21 protein-coding genes and 2 pseudogenes are annotated in these 25,178 nt (G+C 64.1%); 9 read left to right on the plus strand and 14 right to left on the minus strand.

The window, feature by feature from the left end:
- Positions 1 to 5 precede the first annotated feature (5 nt).
- Positions 6 to 938, minus strand: a complete 933-nt coding sequence (locus K675_RS0114510; protein ID WP_017904231.1) for a DMT family transporter — start codon at positions 936 to 938, stop codon at positions 6 to 8.
- 137 nt (positions 939 to 1,075) lie between these two features.
- On the opposite strand from K675_RS0114510, the gene K675_RS0114515 reads away from it, so the two are divergent.
- Entirely contained in the window at positions 1,076 to 1,951 is an 876-nt protein-coding gene (locus K675_RS0114515) for an AraC family transcriptional regulator (protein ID WP_017904232.1), read from the plus strand.
- A 108-nt stretch (positions 1,952 to 2,059) separates the two neighbouring features.
- Here K675_RS0114515 and dacB read toward each other — a convergent pair whose 3' ends face one another.
- The 4 genes from dacB to K675_RS0114535 form a co-directional block, all read right to left on the minus strand.
- On the minus strand, positions 2,060 to 3,583 hold the full coding sequence (gene dacB, locus K675_RS0114520) for a D-alanyl-D-alanine carboxypeptidase/D-alanyl-D-alanine endopeptidase (RefSeq protein WP_026145198.1): 1,524 nt from the start codon (positions 3,581 to 3,583) through the stop codon (positions 2,060 to 2,062).
- 261 nt (positions 3,584 to 3,844) lie between these two features.
- On the minus strand, positions 3,845 to 6,292 hold the full coding sequence (locus K675_RS0114525) for a TonB-dependent siderophore receptor (protein ID WP_026145199.1): 2,448 nt from the start codon (positions 6,290 to 6,292) through the stop codon (positions 3,845 to 3,847).
- Positions 6,293 to 6,411: 119 nt separating this feature from the next.
- Complete coding sequence (locus K675_RS0114530) at positions 6,412 to 7,398, minus strand: FecR family protein (RefSeq protein ID WP_017904235.1); 987 nt, start codon at positions 7,396 to 7,398, stop codon at positions 6,412 to 6,414.
- The gene (locus tag K675_RS0114535) at positions 7,395 to 7,970 is read right to left on the minus strand and encodes an RNA polymerase sigma factor (protein ID WP_026145200.1); all 576 of its coding nucleotides are present in this window, start codon (positions 7,968 to 7,970) and stop codon (positions 7,395 to 7,397) included. The genes K675_RS0114530 and K675_RS0114535 overlap by 4 nt, the downstream gene beginning before the upstream one ends.
- 302 nt (positions 7,971 to 8,272) lie before the next feature.
- Between K675_RS0114535 and K675_RS30805 the strand changes: the two are divergent.
- Positions 8,273 to 8,569: pseudogene (locus K675_RS30805) on the plus strand (sigma factor); the annotation flags it as partial.
- A pseudogene (locus K675_RS33010) lies at positions 8,554 to 8,737 on the plus strand (hypothetical protein); the annotation flags it as partial. The pseudogenes K675_RS30805 and K675_RS33010, both read left to right, overlap by 16 nt.
- Before the next feature lie 118 nt (positions 8,738 to 8,855).
- Here K675_RS33010 and K675_RS0114545 read toward each other — a convergent pair.
- On the minus strand, positions 8,856 to 9,269 hold the full coding sequence (locus tag K675_RS0114545; protein ID WP_017904238.1) for an HPF/RaiA family ribosome-associated protein: 414 nt from the start codon (positions 9,267 to 9,269) through the stop codon (positions 8,856 to 8,858).
- Between the two features lie 428 nt (positions 9,270 to 9,697).
- Between K675_RS0114545 and K675_RS0114550 the strand changes: the two genes are divergently transcribed.
- On the plus strand, positions 9,698 to 10,021 hold the full coding sequence (locus K675_RS0114550) for a DUF3509 domain-containing protein (RefSeq protein ID WP_017904239.1): 324 nt from the start codon (positions 9,698 to 9,700) through the stop codon (positions 10,019 to 10,021).
- Here the strand turns inward: K675_RS0114550 and K675_RS0114555 are convergent.
- Both K675_RS0114555 and K675_RS0114560 read right to left on the minus strand, forming a co-directional pair.
- Positions 10,018 to 11,217: a DUF1501 domain-containing protein gene (locus K675_RS0114555; RefSeq protein WP_017904240.1), complete on the minus strand. Its 1,200-nt coding sequence runs from the start codon at positions 11,215 to 11,217 to the stop codon at positions 10,018 to 10,020. The two genes, K675_RS0114550 and K675_RS0114555, sit on opposite strands and share 4 nt — an antisense overlap.
- A 9-nt stretch (positions 11,218 to 11,226) precedes the next feature.
- The gene (locus K675_RS0114560; protein WP_017904241.1) at positions 11,227 to 12,762 is read right to left on the minus strand and encodes a DUF1800 domain-containing protein; all 1,536 of its coding nucleotides are present in this window, start codon (positions 12,760 to 12,762) and stop codon (positions 11,227 to 11,229) included.
- A gap of 272 nt (positions 12,763 to 13,034) precedes the next feature.
- On the opposite strand from K675_RS0114560, the gene K675_RS0114565 reads away from it, so the two are divergent.
- Positions 13,035 to 13,379 (plus strand): YXWGXW repeat-containing protein, encoded by a 345-nt coding sequence (locus tag K675_RS0114565; protein ID WP_017904242.1) that lies wholly within the window; start codon positions 13,035 to 13,037, stop codon positions 13,377 to 13,379.
- Between the two features lie 32 nt (positions 13,380 to 13,411).
- Here K675_RS0114565 and K675_RS0114570 read toward each other — a convergent pair whose 3' ends face one another.
- Positions 13,412 to 13,912: a phosphate-starvation-inducible protein PsiE gene (locus K675_RS0114570; RefSeq protein WP_017904243.1), complete on the minus strand. Its 501-nt coding sequence runs from the start codon at positions 13,910 to 13,912 to the stop codon at positions 13,412 to 13,414.
- A 376-nt stretch (positions 13,913 to 14,288) separates the two neighbouring features.
- Between K675_RS0114570 and K675_RS0114575 the strand changes: the two genes are divergently transcribed.
- Positions 14,289 to 14,555 carry a YebG family protein gene (locus K675_RS0114575; RefSeq protein WP_017904244.1) on the plus strand — a complete coding sequence of 89 codons (267 nt, stop codon included), beginning with the start codon at positions 14,289 to 14,291 and terminating at the stop codon, positions 14,553 to 14,555.
- A 9-nt stretch (positions 14,556 to 14,564) separates the two neighbouring features.
- Here K675_RS0114575 and K675_RS0114580 read toward each other — a convergent pair whose 3' ends face one another.
- A complete protein-coding gene (locus K675_RS0114580) occupies positions 14,565 to 15,584 on the minus strand; it encodes a Leu/Phe/Val dehydrogenase (RefSeq protein WP_026145202.1) in 1,020 nt (339 codons plus the stop codon).
- A gap of 183 nt (positions 15,585 to 15,767) precedes the next feature.
- Here K675_RS0114580 and K675_RS0114585 point away from each other — a divergent pair, with 183 nt between their 5' ends.
- Complete coding sequence (locus K675_RS0114585; RefSeq protein ID WP_017904246.1) at positions 15,768 to 16,571, plus strand: SirB1 family protein; 804 nt, start codon at positions 15,768 to 15,770, stop codon at positions 16,569 to 16,571.
- Positions 16,572 to 16,713: 142 nt separating this feature from the next.
- A complete protein-coding gene (locus tag K675_RS0114590; protein ID WP_026145203.1) occupies positions 16,714 to 18,069 on the plus strand; it encodes a Fic family protein in 1,356 nt (451 codons plus the stop codon).
- Positions 18,070 to 18,112: 43 nt separating this feature from the next.
- Here the strand turns inward: K675_RS0114590 and maiA are convergent, their stop codons facing one another.
- Genes maiA through hmgA form a run of 3 tightly spaced genes read right to left on the minus strand, consistent with a single transcriptional unit; the run spans position 18,113 to position 21,370 of the window.
- Complete coding sequence (gene maiA / locus K675_RS0114595; RefSeq protein WP_017904248.1) at positions 18,113 to 18,751, minus strand: maleylacetoacetate isomerase; 639 nt, start codon at positions 18,749 to 18,751, stop codon at positions 18,113 to 18,115.
- Between the two features lie 12 nt (positions 18,752 to 18,763).
- Complete coding sequence (fahA, locus tag K675_RS0114600; RefSeq protein ID WP_017904249.1) at positions 18,764 to 20,068, minus strand: fumarylacetoacetase; 1,305 nt, start codon at positions 20,066 to 20,068, stop codon at positions 18,764 to 18,766.
- A 3-nt stretch (positions 20,069 to 20,071) separates the two neighbouring features.
- Complete coding sequence (gene hmgA / locus K675_RS0114605; RefSeq protein ID WP_017904250.1) at positions 20,072 to 21,370, minus strand: homogentisate 1,2-dioxygenase; 1,299 nt, start codon at positions 21,368 to 21,370, stop codon at positions 20,072 to 20,074.
- A gap of 181 nt (positions 21,371 to 21,551) precedes the next feature.
- Here hmgA and K675_RS0114610 point away from each other — a divergent pair, with 181 nt between their 5' ends.
- Positions 21,552 to 22,343, plus strand: a complete 792-nt coding sequence (locus K675_RS0114610; protein WP_017904251.1) for an IclR family transcriptional regulator — start codon at positions 21,552 to 21,554, stop codon at positions 22,341 to 22,343.
- Positions 22,344 to 22,544: 201 nt separating this feature from the next.
- Here K675_RS0114610 and K675_RS0114615 read toward each other — a convergent pair whose 3' ends face one another.
- Positions 22,545 to 25,094 carry a LuxR C-terminal-related transcriptional regulator gene (locus tag K675_RS0114615; RefSeq protein WP_017904252.1) on the minus strand — a complete coding sequence of 850 codons (2,550 nt, stop codon included), beginning with the start codon at positions 25,092 to 25,094 and terminating at the stop codon, positions 22,545 to 22,547.
- Positions 25,095 to 25,178 lie beyond the last annotated feature (84 nt).

The following is a 25,178-nucleotide window of genomic DNA, read 5'->3' on the forward strand; positions in this document are numbered from 1 at the left end:
GGGCGTTAGCCGGGTATCGTGCCGCCCGGATCAAGCCGCCCTGGCCGCCACCGCTGGCCGCGCCGCGCCGCGCCGGGCTTGCGGAACACAAGGACGTTGCCGGCCATTACCGTCACCAGCCCGAGCAGGGCCGGCGCGCTCCAGTGATAGCCCTCGGCATAGGCCGAGACATTCAACGCCACCAGCGGGAACAGCACCGTACAGTAGGCGGCCCGTTCCGGGCCCATGCGTCCCACCAGGGTCAGGTAGGCGGTGAAGCCGATCACCGAGCCCGGGATCACCAGGTACAGCAGTGAGCCGACATAGCGGGTGTTCCACTCCATGGTGAACGCAATACCGCTGAACAGGCAGTAGATGCCCAGCATCGCGGCGCCATAGAGCATGCCCCAGGCATTGGTGGTCAACGGCTTGAGCCCGGCCTTCTGCTGCAGGCTGGAGAGCATGTTGCCCGCCGAGAAACACAGAGTGCCCAGCAAAGCCAGCCCGAGACCGAGTGCCGTGTGTGGGCCGGCGGCGTGCCCCGACAACTCGGGCCAGAACAGCAGGCCCAATCCCAGCAGGCCCAGAGCGCCGCCCAGCAGAACGTTGCGAGCGATCCGCTGCTTGAAGAACACCCGCGCGTTCAGGGCATTCCACAAGGTCGCGGTGGAAAACACCACCGCCACCAGGCCACTGGGGATCCATTGGCTGGCGCTGAGAAAGCACATGAAGTTCAGGCAGAACAGGCACAGTCCCTGGGCCAGGCAGATCAGGTGGCCGCGCCGGTCCATCGGTTGCAGGCGGCGGCTGAGCAGCAGGATGACGAACAGCACCAGCGCCGCCAGGGCGAAGCGATAGACGATCGACACTGGAATCGCCACGACGCCCAGTTGCAGTTTCAAGGCGATCCAGGTGGTGCCCCAGATCAACACGGTGAGCAGATAGAGAAAGAGGTTCATGGTGCGGGCTCCTGAAAGTCCGGGCCAGTCTGCGACCGGGGCGCAGGCCGGCGCTTGCATAAACTTGCGCTTTTGTCGCGCCGGGGCTGGCAGCCCGCCCGCGAGGGAGTAGCATGCAAGGCGTTGGAGAACAGACCATGTCCGCACTGGATTCACTGCAAGTCTTTCAAGCCCTCAGCCGCTCGCCCCATTCGCGCCTGGAACACAGCGCCGACCTGGGCGACGGGCTGTCGGCCGCGGTCTGGAGCAACCACCACGACGCCCAGGACTATGAGGCGCCCGGCCATCACACCCTGTCCTGCTACCTCGCCGGTGGCACCGGCACCTTCCGCCGCGGCCATCCCCACAACAAGGGCGGCCCGGACAAGTTGTGCATCCTGCCCGCCGAACACCAGTCCGGCTGGGTGATCAACGGCAGCATCCGGCTGGCGCACCTGTATTTCAGCCAGGAGCAGTTCGCCCTTGGTTGCGTGACCCTGCTGGACCGCGAGCCGCGTGAGCTGCAGTTGCAGGAACACACCTTTCTCGAAGACGCGCAGCAGGCCCGGCGCTTTCGCCAACTGATCGCACTGGACTGGAACGAACCGGCCGAGCGTCTGCTCGGCAGCAGCCTGGGCCACGACCTGCTCGACCATGCCCTGCTCAACCAGGTCGGCCTGCGCCACGGCTTGAAATTGAAAGGTGGGCTGGCGGCGCACCAGCGACGCCTGCTGGTGGACTACATCGACAACCGGCTGGATCAGCCGTTGAGCCTGGGCGAACTGGCCGGGCTGTGTGCGCTGTCCGAGTACCACTTCGCGCGGATGTTCCGCCACAGCTTCGGCCTGCCACCGCACCAGTATGTCCTGGCCCGCCGCCTGGAGCGGGCGCGAAACCTGTTGCGCAGCAGCGCCCAACCACTCGGGGAGATCGCCCTGGCCTGCGGTTTCGCCAGCGCCAGCCACTTCACCAACCGGTTTCGCCAGGCACTGGGGGCAACGCCCGGCCAATACCGGCAGGCGTTCCTGTACTAAAAGTTGTGATCGTTCCCACGCTCTGCGCCACAAGAGCAGACGCAGAGCGTCCTGAGAGGCATTCCCACGCAGAGCGTGGGAACGATCAACACCGTCAGTCTCGAAGACTCAATCGGTCTTGTTGGCCAGCGCCGTCACCACCTGGTTCTCGATGTCCTTGATCGCCCAGCCACCCACCCGGTAGTTGTTGGTCAGCATGGCGAACACCAGCGGCTGTCCGGTCCCGCTGGTGACGTAGCCGGCCAGCGACGACACCCCACGCATGCTGCCGGTCTTGGCGTGCACATTGTTGGCCGCCGCCGTGCCGCGCAGGCGTTTGCGCAGGGTACCGCCGATCATCCGCTCGGGGTTGCCGGCCACCGGCAACGCCGCATACCAGGCATTGAACCAGGGCCGGTTGCGCACCGCCAGCAGCAGGTCGCTGAGGGCCCGCGCCGAAACCTGGTTACGCCGGGATAGACCGGAACCGTCGAACTGCTGCAACCCCGCAGGCGAGACGCCCTGACGCTGCAGGAAACCACTCACCGCCGCCGCCCCGGCCACCGCCGTGCCGGCGTTGGCGGTCTTGCGGCCCATGGCCTTGAGCAGGATCTCCGCCATGTTGTTGTTCGACAGTTTGAGCAAGGGCGCCATCAGGTCCGCCAGCACCGCCGACTGGTGCTCCACCAGCACCCGAGCCTGTGGCGGCGTGGCCATGCCCAGCACACTGCCGCCCTCGACCACGATCCCCCGTTGGAGCAGCGCGTTACGGAACACGTCACCCACCAGTCCGGTCGGCTCCCAGACGCTCACCTGCACCACCCGCTCGGCGCCCCTGGGCAAGGCACCGTTGATCTGCAGCAGGTTGCTGCCGGTGACTCGGCTGACCACCAGCGCTCCCCCACGCCCGGTGATGGCGCGATTGACCACGGTCATGTAGCGGTTCTCCGGCGTGAAGCTGATCCGCGGTGGCTGGCGTACACCCGAGGCCCGCACATTGACCAGGATGGAACCGGCATCGAAATCGGCATTCGGCGAGATACTCAGCGCGGAAATCTGTGCGGCGAAGTACTGCTGCTCGTCCGCCGGGTCCCAGTCGAGCCCCAGGCGCTGGCGGTCGAAAGCCGTATCGTCGAGAATCAGTCGACCACGCACGCGGCTGATGCCCTTGCGGGCCAGGTCCGCCGCCAGCGCCTGGTAGTCTTCCTGGCGCATGCTCGGGTCGCCGCTGCCACGCAGGTACAGGTCGCCGACCAGCAGGTTGCCCTGCTGCACACCGGTGGTCAGCACGCTCGTGGAAAAACGGAAGTCGGCGCCCAACACATCCATCGCCGCCGCCGTGGTCACCAGTTTCAGGCTGGAGGCTGGCACCAGCCGGCTCTGCGCGTTGTATTCGCAAACCAGCTTGCCGCTGCCCGCCTCACGCACCACCAACGAGGTCACGGCGCCCTGCATGACCGGGCTGCGCAGGGTGTTGTCGAGCCCGGCGCAAAAATTCGAACGTGGCAACGGCAACGGCAACTGCGCCGCCTGCAGGATAACCGTACGCACCGGCTCCGGTGTTGGCGACGGCGCCTTGCTCGAACAGGCGCCGAGCCATGCACAGAAGACGAGCACGACGCCCCTGCCGGTAAAACCTTGTAGCCAATTCATCCAATGCCCCAACTTCAACTGACACAGATACAGAAGAGCCGCGCGGCAGGGCGCGGCCCATCACTCAACGAGGCACGTAGGAAAAAGGTACTTATCGAGTCAACAACAGGAATTATGCGGTAACAGTGCCCTGGGAATCCATGCAGGATAGCCCGCTTTGCCGGGACATGGGCCGGGCAGACAGCTGCCGTTAAGGTACCAGAGGGTGATCGGGGAGGTTCATCCTGTCAGCACCGTCCGACAGGTGAACCGGAAGTTTTCTCAGAACTCCAGGGTGCTGGACAGCGAGACCTGCCGCGAATCGCCCATGGAGACGAAGACACTGCTGGCCGCCGAGGTGTAGTAGGTCTTGTCGAACAGGTTCTTCACGTTGAACTGGAACTTGACCTTCTGCCCTTCGACCTTGGTGTCGTAGGTGGCGAAGGCATCGGCCACGGTGTAGCCCGGCAGCTCGAAGGTGTTGGCCGCATCGCCGGCGCGCTCGCCGACGTAGCGGGCCCCGGCGCCCACACGCAACTGGTCGCCGCCGACGAGGGTGCCGAAGTCGTACACCGCCGACAGCGAGCCGCTGTTCTTCGCCACGTTCTGCAGGTCATTGCCCTGGTAGTTGGCGTCCTTGGTCACCTTGGCATCGGTATAGGCATAGCTGCCGATCAGGCTCCAGCGGTCGCTCAACCGGCCGCTGAGATCCATTTCCAGGCCACGGGAACGCACTTCACCGGTGACGCTGTAGACGTTGGTCAGGCCCTCGGCGACGGTCACCAGCACGTTGCGCTTGTGGATATCGAACAGCGCCGCAGTGGCGGTCACGCGGCCCGGTATGTCGAGCCTGGCCCCCAGTTCCCAGGACCTGGACTCCTCCGGCTCGATCGAGCCGTCGAGGATCAGGCGCTGGGTGCCGGTGGTGACCAGCGGGGCGATGGTCGAATTGGGCTTGAAGGACTCGGTGTAGCTGCCATGGAACGACAGCTCGTCGGTGTAGCGGTAAACCAGGCCGTAACGGGGCGAGAACTTCTGCCCATGGGTGTTGGTGTTGACCTGGAACGGCCGGCCCTTGCCGGCATATTCGTCGAAGGTTTCGAAGCGGCCACCGGCGACCAGGATCCACTGGTCGTCGAGGTGGATCGAGTCCTGCAGGAACGCCGCATCGCTGCGCAGCAGATCGGTCTGTGCACTGTCCTTGGCACTGACGGTTGTCCCCTCCACTTCACGGCCATACACCGGGGTCAGGTAATTGAACGCGCCGCGCTGGCTCTGGCGGATCAGATCGGCCCGGTAGACCTTGCGGTACTCGTCGTCAAGACCGAACAGCAGGTCATGCCGCAGGCCGGCGAGCCGGACCTTGCCTTCGAGGCTGACGGTGGTGAAGCGGTCGGTGGTCAAAGCGCCCCGGGTGCCGTCCATGCTGCGGGTCAGGGTGCCGTTGGCGTTCACCGAGACGGTACGCACCTGGCTGGCATCGTAGGTCTCGCGGTTCCAGCTGTAGCCCAAGTGGGCCTTCCAGTTATCGTTCAGGTCGTGATCGACCTCGAAGTGATAGAGATCGGAGCGGCCCTCCATGTCGTTGAACGGCTCGTCCAGGCGGCGCTCGGCCGGGATGTTCAGCGGGTGGTTGGTCTTCGGGTCGATGGTGGTGCCACGGTCGAACGGCGTGAGGAATTCCCGATGCTCGTAGGCGAACAACAGTCTGGTACTGTCGCCGAACCAGGCCAGTGAGGGTGCGACCAGGGTTTCACGATGGGTGCCGTAGTTGCGCCAGTAATCCTCGTCCTCATGGTCGACGATCATCCGGTAGGCCAGGTTGCTGTCGCCGACCGCCCCGGTGCTGTCGAGGCTGGCGCCGCTGCCGTTCCTGCCCGAGCCATGGCTGGAGCCGCGGATCGTCACCGCGCCGTACTGCTCCAGTTGGGGCTTCCTGCTGACCAGATTGACCACCCCGCCCGGATCCTGGATACCGTAGAGCAGCGATGCCGGGCCCTTGAGCACTTCGACGCGCTCAGTGCTGGTGTTGAAGGCGCGGCCCTGCACCACCGGCATGCTGTCGCGCATGATCGAACCGTTACGGTTGTCGCCGAACCCCCGGATCATCAACGCGTCCTGGGTACTGCCGAGGGTGTTGGCCTGGGCGATGCCGCTGAGGTTCTTCAGGACGTCATCCAGGTTGCGCGGGGTCTGGTCGCGGATGACCTGGGCCGGCACCACGGTGATGGTCTGCGGGATCTCCTGCGACGAGGCGCTGGAGCGGGCAATCGAGCTGACCGGCGGCGGCTGGTAGCTGCTGCCGCCCCCGACCGGAAGGTTGCCGTTGATGGTGGTGGCGCCCAGATTCAGCGCACCTGCGGACGGCAGCGGTTCCAGGGCCAGAGTGTGCTCATCGGTACGACGGAAGGTGAAACCGGAGTTGCCGAGCAGGCGCTGCATGGCCTGCTCGGCACTCAGTCGGCCACTGACCGCTGGCGCCTGCAGGCCGTAGGGGGCCTCATCGGTGTAGACCACACTCAGGCCGGTGATCCGGCTGAAGTCGTTCAGCGCCCGGGGCAGCGGTTTGGCTACGATGGAAAAGTCGAAGACGGCACGGTGTTGCGTGCTCGTCTCGGCCGCCAGGGCCTGGCCCAACGGCGGCAGAGCCAGGCTCGAAGCCGCCAGCGCCGAAGCGCCAAGCCACTGTTTGAGCGAATTGCCCGCCACCGTTTTTACCCTGGACTTCATGCTGGAGACCCGTGTGTCGATAAGCCATTGATGCCAATGCATCGTACTTTCACCCACTACACGGACAGTGTTCGGGTTCACCTCACTGCTTGCCTGAAAATACTCCAGGCACGTTTCGATCAGCGTAAAACGATGACCCGCCCCAGCAGACTGTGCTGTTCGAACCCCAGCACGCCCTGCAACGAATCCAGTACCGCCTGTGGATCCCGGTTCGGAAAACTGCCGCTGATGCGCCGAGCCGCCAGGGCGTCGTTGAACAGCAGGATGCGCCCCGGGTAGTAACGCCGCAGGTCGTCGACCACTTCGGCCAGAGAAGCCTTCGAATAATTCAGCCAGCCCTGGCGCCAGGCCAGTTGCATGTCGCTGTCCACCGTATGCAGCGGCTGCGCCGCGCCGTCGGCATAGGCCTGCTGCTGATTGGCGCTCAGCACCTGTCGCGCCGCGCCCTGGCGCGGGCTGACTCCGACCCGTCCGGACAGTACGGTGACCTGTGCGCCCTGATCCTGCAGGCGGACTTCGAACTGGGTGCCGAGCACCCGCGCCTCGCCGCCCCTGGCCTCGACCACGAACGGCTCGCCGGTATGGCTGACGCTGAAAAACGCCGAACCGCGGCGCAACCGCACATGGCGCTCGCCGCCGCTGAAATCCACACTGATGGCGCTGTCGGTGTCCAGTGTGACCTCGGAGCGATCGGCCAGGGTCACCGTGCGGACCTGCCCCGGAGCCGACACATAGTCCGCCCCCAGTTCGTCGAGCCAGCGCTGCGGCTGCCAGCCGGCCCCTAAGGCAATCATCAGTAGCAGGCAGGCGGCCATCGCCAACGGCCCGGACCAGCGGCGCAAGGCACTGCGACGCGGACGATCCATCGCCCTGAGCAACCCCCGCAGGGCGAAGGCCTCCTCCTGCGCCAGACGACTGGCCGGTACCTCGCTCAGTTCCCAGAGCACCTGGGCCTGGGCATAGGCTTCGGCATGGGCCGGATCGGCCTGCAGCCAATGGCTGAACATCGCCTGGTCGGCTCTGCTCGGCTGGTCATGCAAGCGGCTCAACCATGTCAGCGCGGCCTGCTCCTGATCGGGCGTCACCTGGACGCTGGAACTGTTCACTTCGGTGCATTCCCTGGCGTGCGCGGTGTCTGGGGATCGCGAAGGCTGGCTTTGCAGGCTTCGAGGGCGCGCATCATATGTTTTTCCACGGCACTTTGGGACAAGCCCATGGCCCGGGCGATCTCGGCGTACTTGCGCCCATGGATCCGGTTCAGCAGGAAAATCTGCCGCGTGCGTTCCGGCAGCGCCCGCAAGGCCGCCTCGACATGTCGCAGGTCATTGCCGGCCGCCAGTGCCGCCTCGGGCTCGTGGCTGTCGGTGCGTTGCTCGGGCAACCAGCCTTCATTGACTCGCACACGAGCGCCCTCGCTGCGCAGATGGTCAATGGCAATGTTGCCGGCACAGCGCAGCAGGTAAGTGCTCAATTCCTCCACCTGCACCAGCGGCCGACGCCAGAAGCGCAGGAACAGGTCCTGGACCAGATCGGCCGCCGTCGCCCGACAGCCGACGCGACGGCTGACCAGCGCTTCCATCTGCGAACGCTGGGAAAGGAACACCCGCAGGAAATGCGCACGCCCGGCACTGCTGTCCAGGTCATTGTCTTGCGGCGACTCGGGCGGCGTCAGCATCAGGTTCAAGGCCGCACCAGCAAGGTGACAGCCAGACAACAGGAAACGGACAGCCCGCCAGTGCTGCTTTTCATGGATCGACCTTGGAAACGTGAAGACACGAGGGGCGACAACCGGGAATCCCCGACGAGCCGCTGCGAATAGTCGAGCAATATTAATGATAAATATTCTCATACGCAAAATACGCCGACGAACATCCCCATGGCCATGGGTCAGGATAGATTTCCGAGTGCTATGATCGGACCCAGAAATACGAATAATTCTTGTTATCTTAAATATCAGAACCCGTTGCCGGAGTGTCAGCGGTGCCCCACGCGCAAACCGTCGAAGTTCTTTATCAGGCCCATCATGGCTGGTTCACCGGCTGGTTGCGGCGCCGACTCGGCTGCCCGGAAAACGCCGCGGACCAGGCCCAGGACACCTTCATCAAGGTCCTGGCGGCACGCGAAAAACCGCCGATCGAGGAGCCCCGTGCGTTCCTGACGACCATCGCCAAGCGCGTGCCGTTCAACCACTACCGGCGCCAGGACCTGGAGCGTGCCTACCTGGAAACGCTGGCGCGGTTCCCGGAAATGCTCGCCCCATCAACCCGAACGACAGCAACCAGACCAACGACACCGTGATCGCCCGTGGCCAGCCCCGTCACCCGGGGATCGAGACCAGCGTCAACTATGCCCTGGACGGGCTGAGCCCGGCGCTGTCCGGATTCGACGTCTACGCGATACGCCTACGTCGACGCGAGCATCCGCGAGGACGGCCCGAACAAGGGCAAGTAGGTGGGTGAGCCGCGTACGGTCCACCTGCAGACCTCCGTGGCGTTCTGAGCCCAATCGCGCCGCAATAAAAAAGGGCCCGCACATGCAGGCCCTTTATCTTCAGCGCTGACGGTCAGCCATTGGCGGCCAGGCGAACGCGCTCTTTCTCTTCGAACTCCTCTTCCAGAAGGGCATCGCCCAGGTCGCGGCGCTCGCCCCTGACGAGCGTGGCGCGCTTGGCCGCCAGTTTGCCGAACAGGTGTTCCAATGCATGTTCCAGCTTGCTGGAAGCCCCATCGATCGCCTGTTCCAGCGTATCGGCCTTATGAGTGACGGAAATCGGTTGGCGGCCTTTTGGCCGGGCTTCGATCTGGCAACGAATATCGTGGGGGCCGGGCTTGTCGCCGTTTTCATCCCCGAGGTGGACTTCGACCCGGGTCAGGTCGTCTTCGTAACGTTCGAGCGCGCTCTCAACGGTCGTACGGACCCACTCCTCCAGTCGTTTGCTGCTTTGAATATGGTTATCACTATTGACTTGGATTTGCATAGTTCTTCCCTTATTTCAGCTAGCTCGCAAGAGGTTCGCCGCACCGCTGGAGGCAGTGCGAAACATAGCCTCTTGCCTACAGAGTTGGGCAGCTGGAAAAACAATTCAAGCCCTTTGAAAAGATAAATATTTTTCGACAAAAAAAGCCGGACAAGCCGCAAAAGCACTGGTATGGTCGGGAATTGAGTCGGGGCTTCGCGTATGAAATTTCCCGAAACAACGTCACCTGAAACCGCCCACCGGGTCCACTTCTCCGCTCATTAGCAACGCCCTGCCGGCGAGACGGCACAGGGCTTGCTTTGCTCATTGCCATTCGGCGACGCCAGCATGAGGCCAGTGCCGCCGAACAGCCGATGGTCCGGAATAACGAACCAATCCGGTTTCCACACAGTCAATGCCTGCATGTTTCGATCAGAACGGTGAAAACCATGGACAATCCCTTCCAGTTGATCAACGACGCCTTCCAGCCCGAGTACCGGGTCAACCTGAGCCTGCAGGGCCTGGATGGCAGCATCCTGCTGACCCTGTCCAATGCCGACGGCGTGGTCGCCAAGCGGATGATCAGCCCGGCGCAACGCAACGACCCAGAGCGCCTGAAGCGCCTGATCCAGAGCGTGCAGTTCGGTATCGCCATCGAGCAGGGCCACAGCGCTCTGGATATCCTTACCGCCATGACCGACGACGACAATCTCAAGTTGCTGGCCCGCCCTGCCCGAACGGGCCGGCCGGACCTCCCTCGCATGGCCCTCTAGACCAGTTGCAGCCCATTGGGGCGAGCGCCGGGGAAAACGACCTGCAATTGCGCAGCGGACAGTCCCCAGGTCCGTCCCAGCAACCCGCCCAGCAGGTCACGGTAATTGTTGAGCACCGGGTAGTCGCGGTTCTGCAGCAGGCCGGCCGCGTTCACCGTCACCTGCTCACCGGCGATCCGCCCGCCGCGCACGCTGCCGCCCAGCACCCAGTACACCGTGCCATGCCCGTGGTCGGTGCCGCGGTTGCCGTTCTCGCGAAAGGTCCGGCCGAACTCCGAAACCACCACCACCGTGGTGTTTTTCCACTGCTCGCCCATCGCCTCGGCAAACGCCGCCAGGCCCTGGCCAAGGTCGGCCAGGTTGCTCGACAGTTGCCCATGGACGCCGCCCTGGTTGACGTGGGTGTCCCAGCCGCCGACATCGACGAAGCCCAGGCGGTAGCGATCGCGCAGCAAGGTGGCAATACGCCGGGTCTCACTGGCGAAGCTGCGGGCCGTCGGTGCGCCGCGCCCGGCCTTCCGCATCTCGTCCTGCAATTCCCGGGAAACCTGCTGGCGCAGTTCCAGGCCATCGGCCACCGAGGCCGCCAGCGGGGTGCCCTGGTACATCGAGGCAAGAATGCTCGACTGGCGCTCATCGAACACCGGTTTGGACAGCCCGCGCAGCGACAGGTTGGGGATATCCCGCCCGCCCTGGAAACTCAGCGGCAGCGCATCGGTGAAGGCGATCGGCGCGCTGCCTGCAACCGTACCGGCCAGCCGGGCGAGGAAACCCGAACCATAGTGACCACGCTGCGCGCCGGGCTGGCCGGCCTCGATATTGTCCTGGGTCTCGAAATGGCTGCGGGACAGATCGTCGGTGCCGGCGAAGGGAATGAACGCCAACTGCTTGCGCTGCCATAGCGGATAGAGCGAATCGCGCAACGCCGGGTTCAGCCCCCAGCGGGGGTCCAGGGCGATGGCGCTGTCGGCGTTGTGGGAATCCGGCCGGGCAATCGCCAGATTGGGACGTGACTCGTAGTAGAAATCGCTGGCATAGGGCACCAGCAGGTTGTTGCAGTCGTAGCCCCCGCGCAGGAACACCATCAGAAAACGCGGAGCCGAGGCGGGAGCGGCGAACAGCCGTGTGGAAAACGACAGGCCCGGCAGGGCTACCGCCCCCACTGCACAGCCCAGCAGAAAATCTCGACGATTCATCAGGGCACCCTAGCGGTTGTTGAAGTCGGGGGAAGACAGCAGAAAGGTATTCCACTCCTGTGGCGACCGAGCCTGATTCAGCGCCCCGAGGGTGGCAGCCGACAGATGTGGCTCAATGGCGTCGTAGTACAACGGCGTGGTGATCAGCGGGAAACCGGCACCCACGGTCTGGCTGCCCTCGGGGGTGAACAGCCGGTTGTTGCCGGCGCCGATGGCTCGGGCAATCTCGAAGCGCTTGGACATCTGCCCGGAGCTGGCCCAACCGCTCGCCTCCAATGGCCAGCCATCCGGTGTCTGACGCCCGAACAGCGGCTCACCCAGTTGGTTGAGCCAGTTGAGCAACGGACGCGGATTGGCGATCGGCTTGCCATCGTAGGCCAGGCGCACGGCAGAGACCACGAACTGCATCGGGTCCTTGAATTTCCTGCCGGCGCTGCGCTGCAACTCCGGCGACTCGAACAGCGTGCCCATGACCTGGGCGATATCGCCATCGGTGCGCTGGAAGGTGGCGCTCAGGCGATCGACCAGGGCCTGGGGCGGCTGGTCGGCGACGAAGTATTCGGCCAGTTTGCGCGAGATGAATTGAGCGCAAGCCTTCTGCCGGGTGATCAACTCCACGGCGCGGGTGATCTCGTCGAAACCGCTGCCGGCGATCGGTTGGCCCAGCAGCAGCTTGTCGCTGAAGTCGTGCCGATTGGGATTGAACAGGAACAGGCCGTCGCGCACCACCAGCGGCGCGACCCGCGGGCCGAACTTCTGCACCCGGCCATCGAGCGGCAGCACGCCGGCACCGGTCAGAATCAGCGCCAGTTGCTGGACATCCTGCTGGGTGTAACCGGAACCGACGCCCAGGGTGTGCAGCTCCATCAGCTCACGGGCGTAGTTCTCGTTGACCTTGCCGCGGGCGTTCTGTGCATTGTCCAGGTATTCGAGCATCGCCGGGCTCTTCAGCGTCGCCAATACCAGGTCCTTGAACTTGCCGAGGGCGTGTGGGCGGATCACCCGCTCCTCGTAGTCCGCCACCATCAGCCGCACCGAGCCCTTGCCGGCGAAAACGCTGAAATGGTTGAGCCAGAACCACACCAGTTGCTCCTTGAGCGGGTTGCTGCCGTAGACCGCCCGTAGCAGGACGATCTGCCGAGCCTGCTCGGCGGCCTCGTTGGCCTGGCGCTGCAGGGCCTTCTTCGCCTCGGCCTGGGGATCGCCGTCGGGCATCGCCTTGATCTGCTCCTGGGCCTGCCGGAACGCCAGCAGGGTCGCCTGCAAAGGGGTCGCCAGGATCGGATAGGCCTGCAATTGAGCCTCGATGACGGGCGGCAACGCATCGTGGAGGCGATCGCCCAGTTGCGCCTGCAACAGCCCGGCACGGCCCATGGCCCGGAAGCGGGCGACGTTCGCCGCATCCAGGTCGAAACCATCGCGACGCAGCCAGGCGGAGTCAGCCGGGCTCAGGGGCGCGCTGGCCGCCATGGCCGCCACCGGGCAGAAAAGGCAGGCAAGCATCCAGCAATACAGCGGTCGAAAAACAGCGTGGGCAAGCGACATGCGGATACTTCCTTGCCGGGAAAAATGTTGTGCACCAGAGCAGCAGTGTCTGGCCGTGCGCCTGTCCGGAGGCTGACAGCCGCTCACGCCTGGGGCCGCCGGCAGCACCTCGTCGACGCCCACCCGACCAACGGCAGCCGACACGGAAGAAAGCGGCGTCGAGTTCAGCCAACGGACAGACACATACTGTTACAACCTATTCAACGGCCGAAAATCAAAATTCCGTCGTTGACCACAGACGCGCCATGCCAGGAAGAGTCCGAGGAGGTCTGATGTTTTTTCGTTATGCCGTGTTGACCATCGCTGTCGTCGCCGCAGCGGGTTGTGTGCAGGAACGGGTGGTACGTGAGCGCCCGGTGATCGTCGAACGCCCGGCGCCGGTCAGGTACGTCGAGGTGGTGGCGCCGCAGCCGCCGCCCCAGGAAGTCATCGAAGTCGAGCCGGCCTACCGTCCGGGCTTCATCTGGGCCCGTGGCTACTGGCATTGGGACGGTCACCGCTATGTGGCGATGCACGGCCACTGGGAGCCTGTGCGCCCCGGCTACCGCTACGTGCACCCGCACTGGGAACAGCGTGGGGATGGCTGGCACTTGCGGGCCGGGATGTGGGTCAACTGACCCACGCACTGGAACGCCTCTGAAAGGCGGGCTCAGAGCTCGCCCTTTTCCACTTCGGGGTGTTCGGCAGAACCCTCGCCAACCTTGCGCTGCGGGTGCTCGATCTTCACCGAGGGGAACTGCGACGAGGCGTAACGTACCACCAGGATCGCGAACGCCAGCAGCAGGATCGCCCCGGACAGGTAGACCACGCCCATGTCCGGCGGGTTGTGGTGCGATACATTGGAGATCAGCAGACGGGTCAGCGCGGTGATCGCCACGTAGATCAGGAAACGCACCGGCATGTGGTTGGTCTTGAAGTAGATCCCGACCATTGCGCCCAGTTCGAGGTAGATGAACAGCAGGAGGATGTCATCGATCTTGATGTGCCCCTCCTCGATCATCACCAGGAATTCCATCACGGCCGCCCAGGCCGTGACGCCGCCGATGGCGAACAGCGCCAGGTAGTGGAAGGACTCGACGAACAGGTTGCCCAGGGACTCGGCCACCTGATGCACGTTTTGCCGCAGTTTCTCGGCCCAATTGATTTTCACGGTGCACGTCCTTAGATCGGCTCGATCGGATGATGCGGGTTGAAGGTGACGGTTTCACTGCACGCAACGCCATGCAGAAAAAAGGCCAGAGGCGGCCATGAGATGGTCGCGGCAGCCCCCGAGACACGCCCCCATCCCTGTAGGAGCCGGCTTGCTGGCGATTGCGTGATGTCAGTCACCATCGTCGCCGACTGACTCACCGCGATCGCCAGCAAGCCGGCTCCCACAAGACAGGGCGCCCACCCTGACAAAACTCGAAACCGGTCTACATTAAAAAGCCACTATCCAAACCTTGAGGATTCGCATATCCTTGAAACTGTATATAAATACAGTAATCGTACAAGACAACCTATCGAGAAGGCATGTGAGGTGGTAAATGGCCGTCGAAGTGGTATACCGCAGCAGCCGAGATCTGGAGCGTTTGTTCATGGATAAAGCCGAAGCTGACCGTCATGACAAGATGCTCGAACTGGCCGAATTGCTGGCTGAAGTCCTGCAGAAGGCCGTGCCTTCGTTGAACGAGCAACAGGTGGAGGAAGTCGGCATCTACATGGCGAAGAACCGCGATGTGTTCGCCAAGGCCTTCAAGAGCCAGCCGGACGCCCTGTCCGAACTGCTCTCGACCCAGGCAGACGCCGAGTAACCCGGGCCCTCAGCGGTACAGCAGGCGTTCCGCCAACTCGTCTGCGACCCGCGCTGGCGAACGCTTCTCTGCCTGGGCATGGGCAAAGACCTCCGTCAGCCGCGCACCGATGCGTGACAGGTGCGCGGTGATGTCCGCCAGTTCCTCGCCCTGGTGCCTGAGCGCCACATAGATCAACCCTCCGGAATTGATCACATAATCCGGCGCATAGAGAATCCCGCGTTTTTCCAACTGATCGGCAACATTCAGAGTGGTCAACTGCGTATTGGCGGAGCCGGCAACCGCCGCGCAACGCAGTTGCATCACGCTCTGGCTGGTGAGGACATTGCCCAGGCCGCAGGGCGCGAAGATATCGCAGGGTGTGCTGATCAGCGCCTCGCTCGCGACTGGATGGGCATTGAGCTGTTCCATCGCCAGTTGCACCTTGCCCTGGTCGTTGTCGCTGACCAGCAATTCCGCCCCTACCGCGTGCAGTTGTTCGGCCAGGGCATAACCGACGTTGCCCAGGCCCTGGACCGCCACGCGCAGGCCTTCAAGATTGTCGCTGCCCAGGCGCGCCATGGCCGTGGCACGGATGCCGGCGAATACCCCCAGGGCCGCGTACGGCGACGGGTCGCCCGCGCTGGTGGTGCTGGTGACATGTCGGGTGTACTGGGCGATGCAATCCATGTCGGCCGTTGACGTGCCGCTGTCGATCGCGGTGATGTAGCGGCCATCGAGTTGTTCGATACAGCGGCCGAAGGCCTCGAACAACGCCGCCCGGCTCTCGACATGGGCGGGCCGGATGATCACCGCCTTGCCACCCCCTACCGGCAGGCCGGCCAGGGCCGCCTTGTAGCTCATGCCCTGGGCCAGGCGAATGGCATCGGTCATGGCGGATTCATCGTCAGGATAGGCCAGGTAACGACAGCCACCCAGCGCCGGTCCGAGGCGACGGTTATGGATGGCGATCACCGCCTTCAACCCGGTGACCGGGTCGACGCTGAGGTGCAGCGATTCAAGGCGAGTGCTTTGCATGAGAGCAAACATCGAATAGCCCCCTGATCACTTCTTGTACACAGCGAGTATAGGCTCCGCCGCAAAGAATGCCGAAGTACCGGGGAATAAGCCGGCCAGCGTTGCAGGCTTTATGACATAACCCGCCAGCGGCCTCCAAGCCACTGGACGAAAGCCCGCAGCAGCGCTAAAACAGAGCATCTGCCGGAGATTTCGATGAACCCCCGCCAAGCTTTTTTTGCCTGTCTGGAGCGCACGCCGCCCGCGGTGTTCGAAGCGGCGTTGTGGATCGCCGCCGAACATGATCCCAAGGTGCGGCCCGAAAACCTGCTGCGCGAGTTCAAGGACCTGCAACAACGGGTCAGCGCCGGGCTGCCGCTGTTGCCGGTCAGCGAGCTGGCACAGCCACTGCTGCGACGGATGAATGAACTGGGTTTCCAGCAGGACGAGTTCACCCCCCTGAGGCCCCACGCCGCGCTGCTCGACAAGGTCCTGCAACGTCGTCGCGGTCAGCCACTGGTACTGGCACTGATCGCCCTGGAGCTGGCCCGTGGCCTGGAGATTCCGCTGGTGGGGATCAATTTTCCCGGGCATTTCCTGCTCCGGGTGCCGGGAGCGGACCATCTGCTCGATCCCTGCGGCGGCCGCCGTCTCTATCCCAACGATTGCCGTGAGTTGCTCAGCCGCCAATATGGCCCAGGCATGCAACTGAGCGCCGAGCACATGCAGACCGCGACGCCGCTGGAGATGCTGCAGCGCCTGTCACGCAACCTGCGACAACTGCACCTGGCCAACGACGACTTCCTCGCCGGCCTGCGCGATGCCGAACGGGTCCTGGAACTCGGCCAGGGCAACGCCAGCGACTACCTGGCCCGCGCCAGCCTGTACCAGAAACTCGACTGCCCGCGGGCCGAGCGCTATGACCTGGAACGCGCCCTGCTGCTCAGCGACGACCCGATCCAGCGCCTGCGCCTGACGGAACGGCTGGGCCGGCTGCCGCCCGATACCGTCGTGCATTAGCAGGACACCGGATACGGATCAATCGCGGTCATCGAGCATTAGCGGACAACCATCAGACTCAGCATTTCATTTTTTGGCTTTATTGAAATGCACTCCTCTCATCGCTATGCTCATTTCAAATGAGAGTTTTTTTGAAATGACCATGATCAAGGCTCCACCACCGACTCTTCTCAGTCCCTATGCAACCATCATCGAAAAGCATATGGGGATGCTCGAGGTGTATCTGGAACTCGCACAGGCAGTCGATGCCAGGGGGCGCTACCGGCATTTCGACGAACTGCGTTTTCGCTGGCCCAAGGGGGTGGACCCACAGCTGGCCTGGGCTGTCGTCAAGGTCGAACGCAAGAAACAACAAAGGAACGTACTCTCGCTCGGCGATCCGTCACTCCCTTGCCCCCTGTTCTATACACCAGCGATGCATATCGCCATTTCCGCCTGCGATCAGCACACGACCACAGCGGCCCTGGAATGGATGTGTTCGAAAATTGGCGAGGAAAAGCACCTGCAGTACCTGCTCAAGGATCTGGTCGAAGACGAAGCGATCAGCAGCAGCCAACTGGAAGGTGCAGCCACCACCACAAGGGCGGCCAAGGAACTGTTGAAGCGTGCTCGGGGCCCGAGAACACCTGATGAAAAAATGATCATCGGCAACTTCAAGATGATGAAACTGGCCTGGGAATGCAGGGACCGTGAACTCTCGCTGGAACTGATCACCGAGTTGCATCAGGCAGGGGTCGAAGGCATCGACGACGAACACTATCATCCCGGTGCCCTGAGGAATGACGACAATATCGTCATCGAGGATGGCAGGGGCGATGTGGTCCACCAACCACCTCCCGCGGCACATCTCGCCGCACGCCTTCTTCAGATCTGCGAATGGATCAATACCAGCCATTCGGACATGAGCAACCTCAGCTACATCCACCCGCTCATGAAGGCAATCATTCTTCACTTCGCGATAGGGTTCGAGCACCCGTTCCATGATGGTAACGGCCGCGTCGCCCGCTCGCTGTTCTACTGGTATCTGTTCAAGAGGGGATTCGGCGCGTTCCGTTACATCGCCATCAGCACCTTGCTGAAATCGGCGCCCATACAATATGGAAAGAGCTACCTGTACACGGAAACGGATGACATGGACCTGACCTACTTCGTTGACTGCCAGTGCCGTGTCATCACCCGTGCCATCGGAGAATTCAAGAAAACCTACGACGCCACTGTCGAGTCGATGAACCGGTTCAATACATTTCTGTACGAATCCGGCCTCTACGCGAAGCTCTCGGAAAAGCAGCGGGTCGTGTTCAATGTCGCAAAATCCGGTGTGGCGCAACAATTCACCGTCACCGGCGTGAAGGACAATCTCGGTTGCGCCTACAACACGGCGGCGGCGGTACTGAGCGGTCTCGTCGAGCTGAATCTGTTCAGGAAGCGCAAGGTGGGGAATGAATGGATCTATGAAATGATCGAGGCGACAGCCATCCAGAAAAACTGGAAGGCATGAAGCGGGCCCGATCAGGAACATCGAGCCCCACTCATAGCGGTCCTCAGGCCGGGGTATCCGGCTGGTTGGCCGGGTGGGCCTGAACGAACGCCGGATGCTGCTGCGCCAGCGCCGCGACCCGGCGAATGCGCGGGTAGGCCTCCAGCGGCACCTTGAAGCGCTCGGCTGCGTACAGTTGCGGAATCAGGTAGACGTCCGCCAATCCCGGCTCGCTGCCGAAGCAGTAGCCACTCTCGCCGACCAACTGCTCGATGGCGGCCAGCCCCTGGGTGATCCAGTGCCCGATCCACTCCTGCACCTGCTGTTCATCGTGCCCCCACTGGCGGAGCAGGTTGAGCACGCTGACGTTGTGCAACGGATGGATATCGCAGCCGATCAACGCTGCCACCGCCCGCTCCTGGGCCCGGGTCGACAGGTCCCGGGACAACAGCGGCACCTGTGGATAACGCTCCTCCAGAAACTCGATGATCGCCGGCGACTGGGTCAGCAGATGGCCGGCATCGGTGCGCAGCGCCGGTACCCGCCCCTGGGGGTTGAGTGCCAGGTACGCCGGCTGGCGGTGCTCACCGCCCCCCGGCGCGATCAGGTTGACCGGTAGCGCGTGATAGTCCAGGCCCTTGAGTGCCAGGGCGATCCGCACCCGATAGGACGAGGTCGAGCGGTAGTACGTGTAAAGCTCCATGACTCGCTCCTCTCAACGCGCCGGCACGACCCTGCCGCGACACTCGCCAAAGCCGATCGAGGCAAAGCCCTCGCGGCGGCAGCGCGCGCGCAGGATGATTTCGTCGCCATCCTCAAGGAAACGGCGCAGTTCGCCCGAAGGCAGTTCCACGGGTTTCTTGCCACCCTCGGTGATCTCCAGCAGGCTGCCGAACTGACCGGCCTCGGGGCCGGACAGGGTGCCGGAGCCGAACAGGTCGCCGGCCTGCAACTGGCAGCCGTTGACACTGTGATGCGCAACCATCTGTGCCACGGTCCAGTACATGTGGCGGGTGTTGCTCAGGGTCAGGCGTTGCGGCGGCAGTTGCTGCTCGCGCATGGCTTCGGTCTGCAGCAGCACTTCCAGTTCGATATCGAAGGCACCCGCCTCCTGGTCGTGCTGGTCGAGCAGGTACGGCAGCGGTTGTGGATCGCCCGCGGGGCGTACCGGCTGGGCCCTGCGGAACGGCTCCAGGGCCTCGGCGGTCACCACCCAGGGCGAAACGCTGGTGATGAAGCTTTTCGACAGGAACGGCCCGAGTGGCTGGTATTCCCAGGCCTGCACGTCACGTGCCGACCAGTCGTTGAGCAGGCAGTAGCCGGCAATGTGCTGCGCCGCATCGCCGATGGCGATCGACTCGCCCATGGCGTTGCCCTGGCCGATCCAGATGCCCAGCTCCAGTTCGTAGTCCAGGCGGGCGCAAGGGCCGAACACCGGTTCGGTCTGCCCGGCCGGCAGGGTCTGGCCCTTGGGACGAATCACGTCGGTGCCGGATGGACGCACGGTCGAGGCCCGGCCGTGGTAGCCAATCGGCACATGCTTGTAGTTGGGCAACAACGGGTTGTCGGGGCGGAACAGCTTGCCGACGTTTTGTGCGTGCTCGATGCCGACGTAGAAATCGGTGTAGTCACCGATCTTCGCCGGCAGGTGCATGACGCAGTCGGCCGCCAGCGGCAACAGCTTGGAAGCCTCAGCCTCAATGCGGTCACGCAGGCCGCTGTTTTCCTCGAACAGCTCCAGCAGGCGTTGGCGCAGGGCCTGGCGCGCGCCGCGGCCCAGTTCGAAGAAAGCATTCAGTTGGCCGCCACGGGTGGCTTCGACCGCGCTCCTGGCCGCGCCGTCGAACAGGCCGGCGTCCAGCGCGGCCTGCAGGTCGAAGATATGCTCGCCGATCGCCACGCCGCTGCGCGGGGCCGAGCCCTGCTGGCTGAAGATGCCCAGTGGCAGGTTCTGTAACGGGAAATCGGGGTGTCCGTTGGCGGATGCGACCCAGCTGCGCGCAAGGTTGGGTTGAGTCATGGGTTATCTCCGATCCGGGGTGAAGGTGTTGGGCAGGCTTGCCCAGCAGGCGTCGTAATTGTTCTGCAACTGCGGGCAGTCGAGGGCGAAGCGGCTCGGACGCAGCACCTGGCTGGTCTCGAACATGAAAGCCATGGTGTTGTCGATCTTGCTCGGCGCCAGCTCGGCGGCGATCGCCTTGCTGCAGGTCTCGCCATCCGGCCCGTGGGCACTCATGCAGCTGTGCAGGGAGGCGCCGCCCGGCAGGAAACCCTCGGCCTTGGCGTCGTAGGCGCCGTGGATCAACCCCATGAACTCGTTCATCAGGTTGCGGTGGAACCATGGCGGACGGAAGGTGTTCTCGGCCACCATCCAGCGCGGCGGGAAGATCACGAAGTCGAGGTTGGCCATGCCCGGTACGCTGGTCGGCGAGGTCAGCACAGTGAAGATCGACGGGTCCGGGTGGTCGAAGCTGACCGTGCCGATGGTGTTGAACCGGCGCAGGTCGTATTTGTACGGCACGTTGTTGCCGTGCCAGGCGACCACGTTGAGCGGCGAATGATCCAGCTCGCAGCCCCACAGCTCACCGAGGAATTTCTGCACCAGGGTGGTCGGCTGCCCACGGTCCTCGTAATGGGCCACGGGAGCCAGGAAGTCACGCGGGTTGGCCAGGCCGTTGCTGCCGATCGGCCCCAGGTCCGGCAGGCGCAGCGGCGCGCCATGGTTCTCCGCGACATAACCACGGGCCTGCGCATCGAGCAGCTCGATACGGAATTTTATCCCGCGCGGCAGCACGGCGATTTCCAGCGGTTCGAGTTCCAACACCCCCAGTTCGGTGGCGATGCGCAGGCGTCCCTGCTCCGGCACCAGCAGCAGTTCGCCATCAGCATTGAAGAACACGCGCTCCATCGAACGGTTGGCGCGGTAGCTGTAGATGCTGATGCCTGCCGGCTTCTCTGGCGCCGAGTTGGCGACCATGCTCACCAGGCCATCGATGAAATCCGTGGGTTGCTCCGGAATCGGCAACGGATTCCAGCGCAGGCGGTTGGGCGTGACCTCGCCCAGCGGGCCGCCGGCCAGTTGCCGCTCAAGCTTGGCGAACGCCGGGTGATTGGCCGAAGGCTGGATGCGATACAGCCAGGTCCGCCTGGCTTCGCTGCGGGCCATGGTGAACGCGGTGCCGGACAGCAGCTCGGTATAGAGCCCGTAGGGGGCCTTCTGTGGTGAGTTCTGGCCGACTGGCAGCGCACCGGGCAGCGCCTCGCTGCTGAATTCGTTACCGAAGCCGGACTGATAGGCCGGCGCCGTGGAGTCGAGGTTCATGGAGCCTCCTGGTGGAGTGGACCCGTGCCGGCCTCTCCGCTCGCGGACAGGCAACAAGGTCGGTTGTTTTTATAAGGTCGAAGTTATGAATTGCGTAATTCGATTATGCAAAACGTAATTTGATTGCCTGTGCTCGTCAAGCTATAAAGACGCCCATTCGTCCCGGGATCACATTGCCTCCATGGAAAAGCCGCGCAGCAGCGACAGCAACGCCAAACAGAAAGTCCGCTCGGCCGAGGTCGGCACCGACATCCTCAAGGCCCTGGCCGAACTGTCGCCCAGCACCTCGCTGTCACGCCTGGCCGAGCATGTGCAGATGCCGGCGAGCAAGGTGCACCGTTACCTGCAGGCGCTGATCGCCAGCGGTTTCGCCGAGCAGAATGTGGCCACCAACCACTACGGCCTGGGTCGCGAGGCGCTGCGGGTCGGCCTGGCGGCGCTCAATGGCATGGATGTGCTGCAGGTGGCGGCCATGCCCCTGGCGGAACTGCGCGACGACCTGAATGAGAGCTGCTTCCTCGCGGTCTGGGGCAATCACGGAGCGACCGTGGTGCATATCGAGCCGGCGGTGCGCGCGGTGACGGTGGTCACGCAACTGGGTTCGGTGCTGCCGTTGCTCAGTTCGTCCACCGGGTTGGTGTTCAACGCCTTTCTGCCGGATCGCGAGACCGTCGACCTGCGTGAAGCCGAGCTCAAGGCCGGCCATCCACACCCGCTGGCCGATGCCGCTACCTATGCCGTAACCTGCGAACAGATCCGCCAACGCGGGCTGCATTTCGTCCATGGCCTGCTGATGCCGGGAGTCGATGCGCTCTCGGCGCCGGTGTTCAATGCGCTGGGACAGGTGGTGGCGGTGTTGACGGTGGTGGGCCCGACTTCGCTGTTCCACGCCGATGAGAACGGCCCGGCGGCCAAGCGCCTGCTGGCGGCGAGCGAAGCGATCAGCTGGCGGATGGGTTACCAGAAAGGCTGAGGAAACGGCACTCTCCACTCTGGACTGCCCCCAGGAAGTTGGGCCCCCATCCAACAGATGGGGGCAGTCCACCTTGTGGGAGCCGGCCGGGCGGCGCTCCGCTTGCTGGCGATAGCGCCAGGTCAGACACTGAAGAGTTGCCGGGCAGACCGCTATCGCCAGCCGGCCGGCTCCCACAAAGAGCGAGCGGTGTTGTTCCTCTTAACCCATCAACCCCAGGGCCTTGGCCTTGGCTACCGCCTGGGTGCGCCGCTCGACGCCGAGCTTGCTGTGGATCCGGCGGGCATGGGTTTTCACCGTGTGCAGCGAGATGAACAACTGGTCGGCGATCTGCAGGTTGGAACTGCCCTGGGCGATCAGCCTGAGCACTTCCAGTTCACGCTGGCTCAACGGGTTGTCGCCGCTGGCGACCAATTCCTCCTCGACCCCCAGCGCCGACAACAGTCCCGGCTGGCGCAGACGCAATTCCCGTAGTGCCTGCTGCAGGTTGCAGCGGCCGACCAGCGCCAGTCCCTCCCCCAGATGTTCCTTGGCCAGGCCTGCCTGTCCCTGCAGAAAAGCCACCTCGGCCAGTGCCAGGCGAATCTCCGTCTCGATGCCCTGCATGCCCCGCCGTTGTGCCTGCTCCAGTTGCTGCGTCAGGGACTCCAATGCGGCACAGGGCTTGCGCTGATAAACCTGGGCCAACACCAGCAGATACTCGAGCCGAGGAATCAGCTCCAGGGTAGCCGGCGGTGCCTGCACCGCATTCGGGCCGCGATAGTGGCGCAACACCCGGGTCAATGCCTCGTCCGCCAGTTCCGGGCGCCCCTGCTGCAACCAGAAATGGCTGCTGACCATCAGTAGTACTGCACGGTACACCGTGTCCGGAATATGCCGCTGCTGCATCAGCCGCTCGGCATCGCGCAAGCGCACGAATGCCTGGGGATAGTTGCCATGGTTGGCATCCAGCAGCGCCAGCCCGAGGAAACCGTAGAGCCCGCGCTTGTCGTGACAGCGCAGGCATTCGTCCAGCCCGGTCTGGAAGTATTCGGCAGCCTGCTGGTCATGGCCCTGGCGCAAGGCCAGGCGTCCCTGGCGCAGGGCGACACGCCCGCGCAGAGGACCGGTGACGTAGTGTTTGGCCTGCAGCAATGCCTGGATGCCTTCCAGCAGCGCTTCGCTACGCGGCAAGGCGCCGCGCTGCTCAAGCAACTGCGCATGATCCAGCTCCAGCAACGCCTCGAACAACAATGAGCCTTGCGCCCGCGCCAGGCACAGCGCCTCCCGGCTCAAGGCATGGGCCTGTTCCAGCTCACCGTTGAGCAACGCCTGCTGGGTCAGACCCGACAGGCAGAACAGCCGCGCCGGCCAGGCTGCTGGCGGCAGGTCCTGCAGCGCTTCGAGAAAATGCGCGCGAGCGGGCCCCGCGCGCCCCTGCAAATGTAGCAGCCAGCCCTGCTGGGCCTGCCAGCGTGCCACCAGCTGTCGCTGGGCCACGGCCGACGGTTGTGGGGTGAACCGGGCCATCTGCTCGATGCTGCGGGCGGCGTCGTCGAAACGCCCGGCAAACAGCAGCGCGGTAGTGATGAGCCCGAGCAGGTGCGGCGTACCGAACAGCAGTTCATCCGGACGCTGCTCGTGCAGGCGCAACAACAGCGGAACGTTCTGCCCCTCGAACAGGTAGTCGAAACTGAAGTTGTGCAGCAGGCTCGCCGCGACTTCCAGCTCCTCGGCCGCCAGGGCCTGCTCCACCGCCGCCTGCCAGTCGCCCCGGGCGCTGAACCACTGGCAGGCACGACGATGCCAGGAACGCGCGGCCGGCCATGGTTCGTCACGCAGCAACAGGGTCAGCGGGGCGAAAATCCGCAGCCACTCGGTGGAGTCCTCCCAGGGCTCGACGAAGCAACCCAGCTCCTGCAGGGTACGCATCCACTGGGCCCCCTCGCCTGCACCGAACAGGTGCTCGCACAGGTCGGCGTTGAACCGCGGCAGGTGCGCCAGCACCCGCCAGGCTTCGCCCAACTCGGGCGCCAGGACATCGAACAGCTCGTGTTGCAGATAATCGAGCAGGGTCGCCGAGCGCCGCGAACCCGCCTCCGGGTCGTTGGCGATCCAGGCTGGCGCCTCCAGCAGCGCGACCCGCACGCCGGCGCACCAACCACCGGTGTACTGGCTGATCCGCTCGATGCACTGGGGCGAAACCTCGATCGTCGGATGGCTCACCAGGCGCTCGATCTCACTGCGCTCGAAGGCCAGCTGCGCCGCTCCCACGTCCTGAAGCTCACCTTCGAGCAACAGTCGCGGCCAGTTGCAGTGCGGCCGTCGCCGACCACCCAGCCACCAGCTCAGCATCGGACTGCTGACGGCCAGCAGGCGGTCGAGCAGTTGATCCAGTGCCGGGTCGGGCAGCCGGCAGTAGTCGTCGAGAAAGACCCAGGTCGATGCGGTCCAGCGGGCCAGCCGGGCCAACAGGCTCGGCTCGTCCCACGAGCCCTCGAGGCCCAGCGCCTCAGCCAGGGCGGTGCAGAAGGCCTCGGTCGACAGGCTCGCCCCGGCCAGTGGCAGCCAGCACACGCCACAATCGGCAGGTGCCTGCAGCAGGCATTCGGCAAGCAAGGCGCTCTTGCCGCTGCCGGCTGGCGCGCAAAGCAGGCGGACCCGGGCCTGGGACTCGATCAGGGGTACACTCAGGCGGGGGCGCGACACATGGCGGGAGGACAGGCGAGGCAGGAACCCGGGACGATCCAGACGCGGGGTCATGGCGGTCATGGCGGCAGCCTTTCTTGGTTTTATCCGATTACCCTATTCCTGTTCGGGCATTGGCATGAACAAGTATTCAGGAGGCTGATCGGA

Origin of the sequence: Pseudomonas fuscovaginae SE-1 (assembly GCF_000364705.1) — a bacterium.
Lineage (GTDB): Bacteria > Pseudomonadota > Gammaproteobacteria > Pseudomonadales > Pseudomonadaceae > Aquipseudomonas > Aquipseudomonas fuscovaginae_A.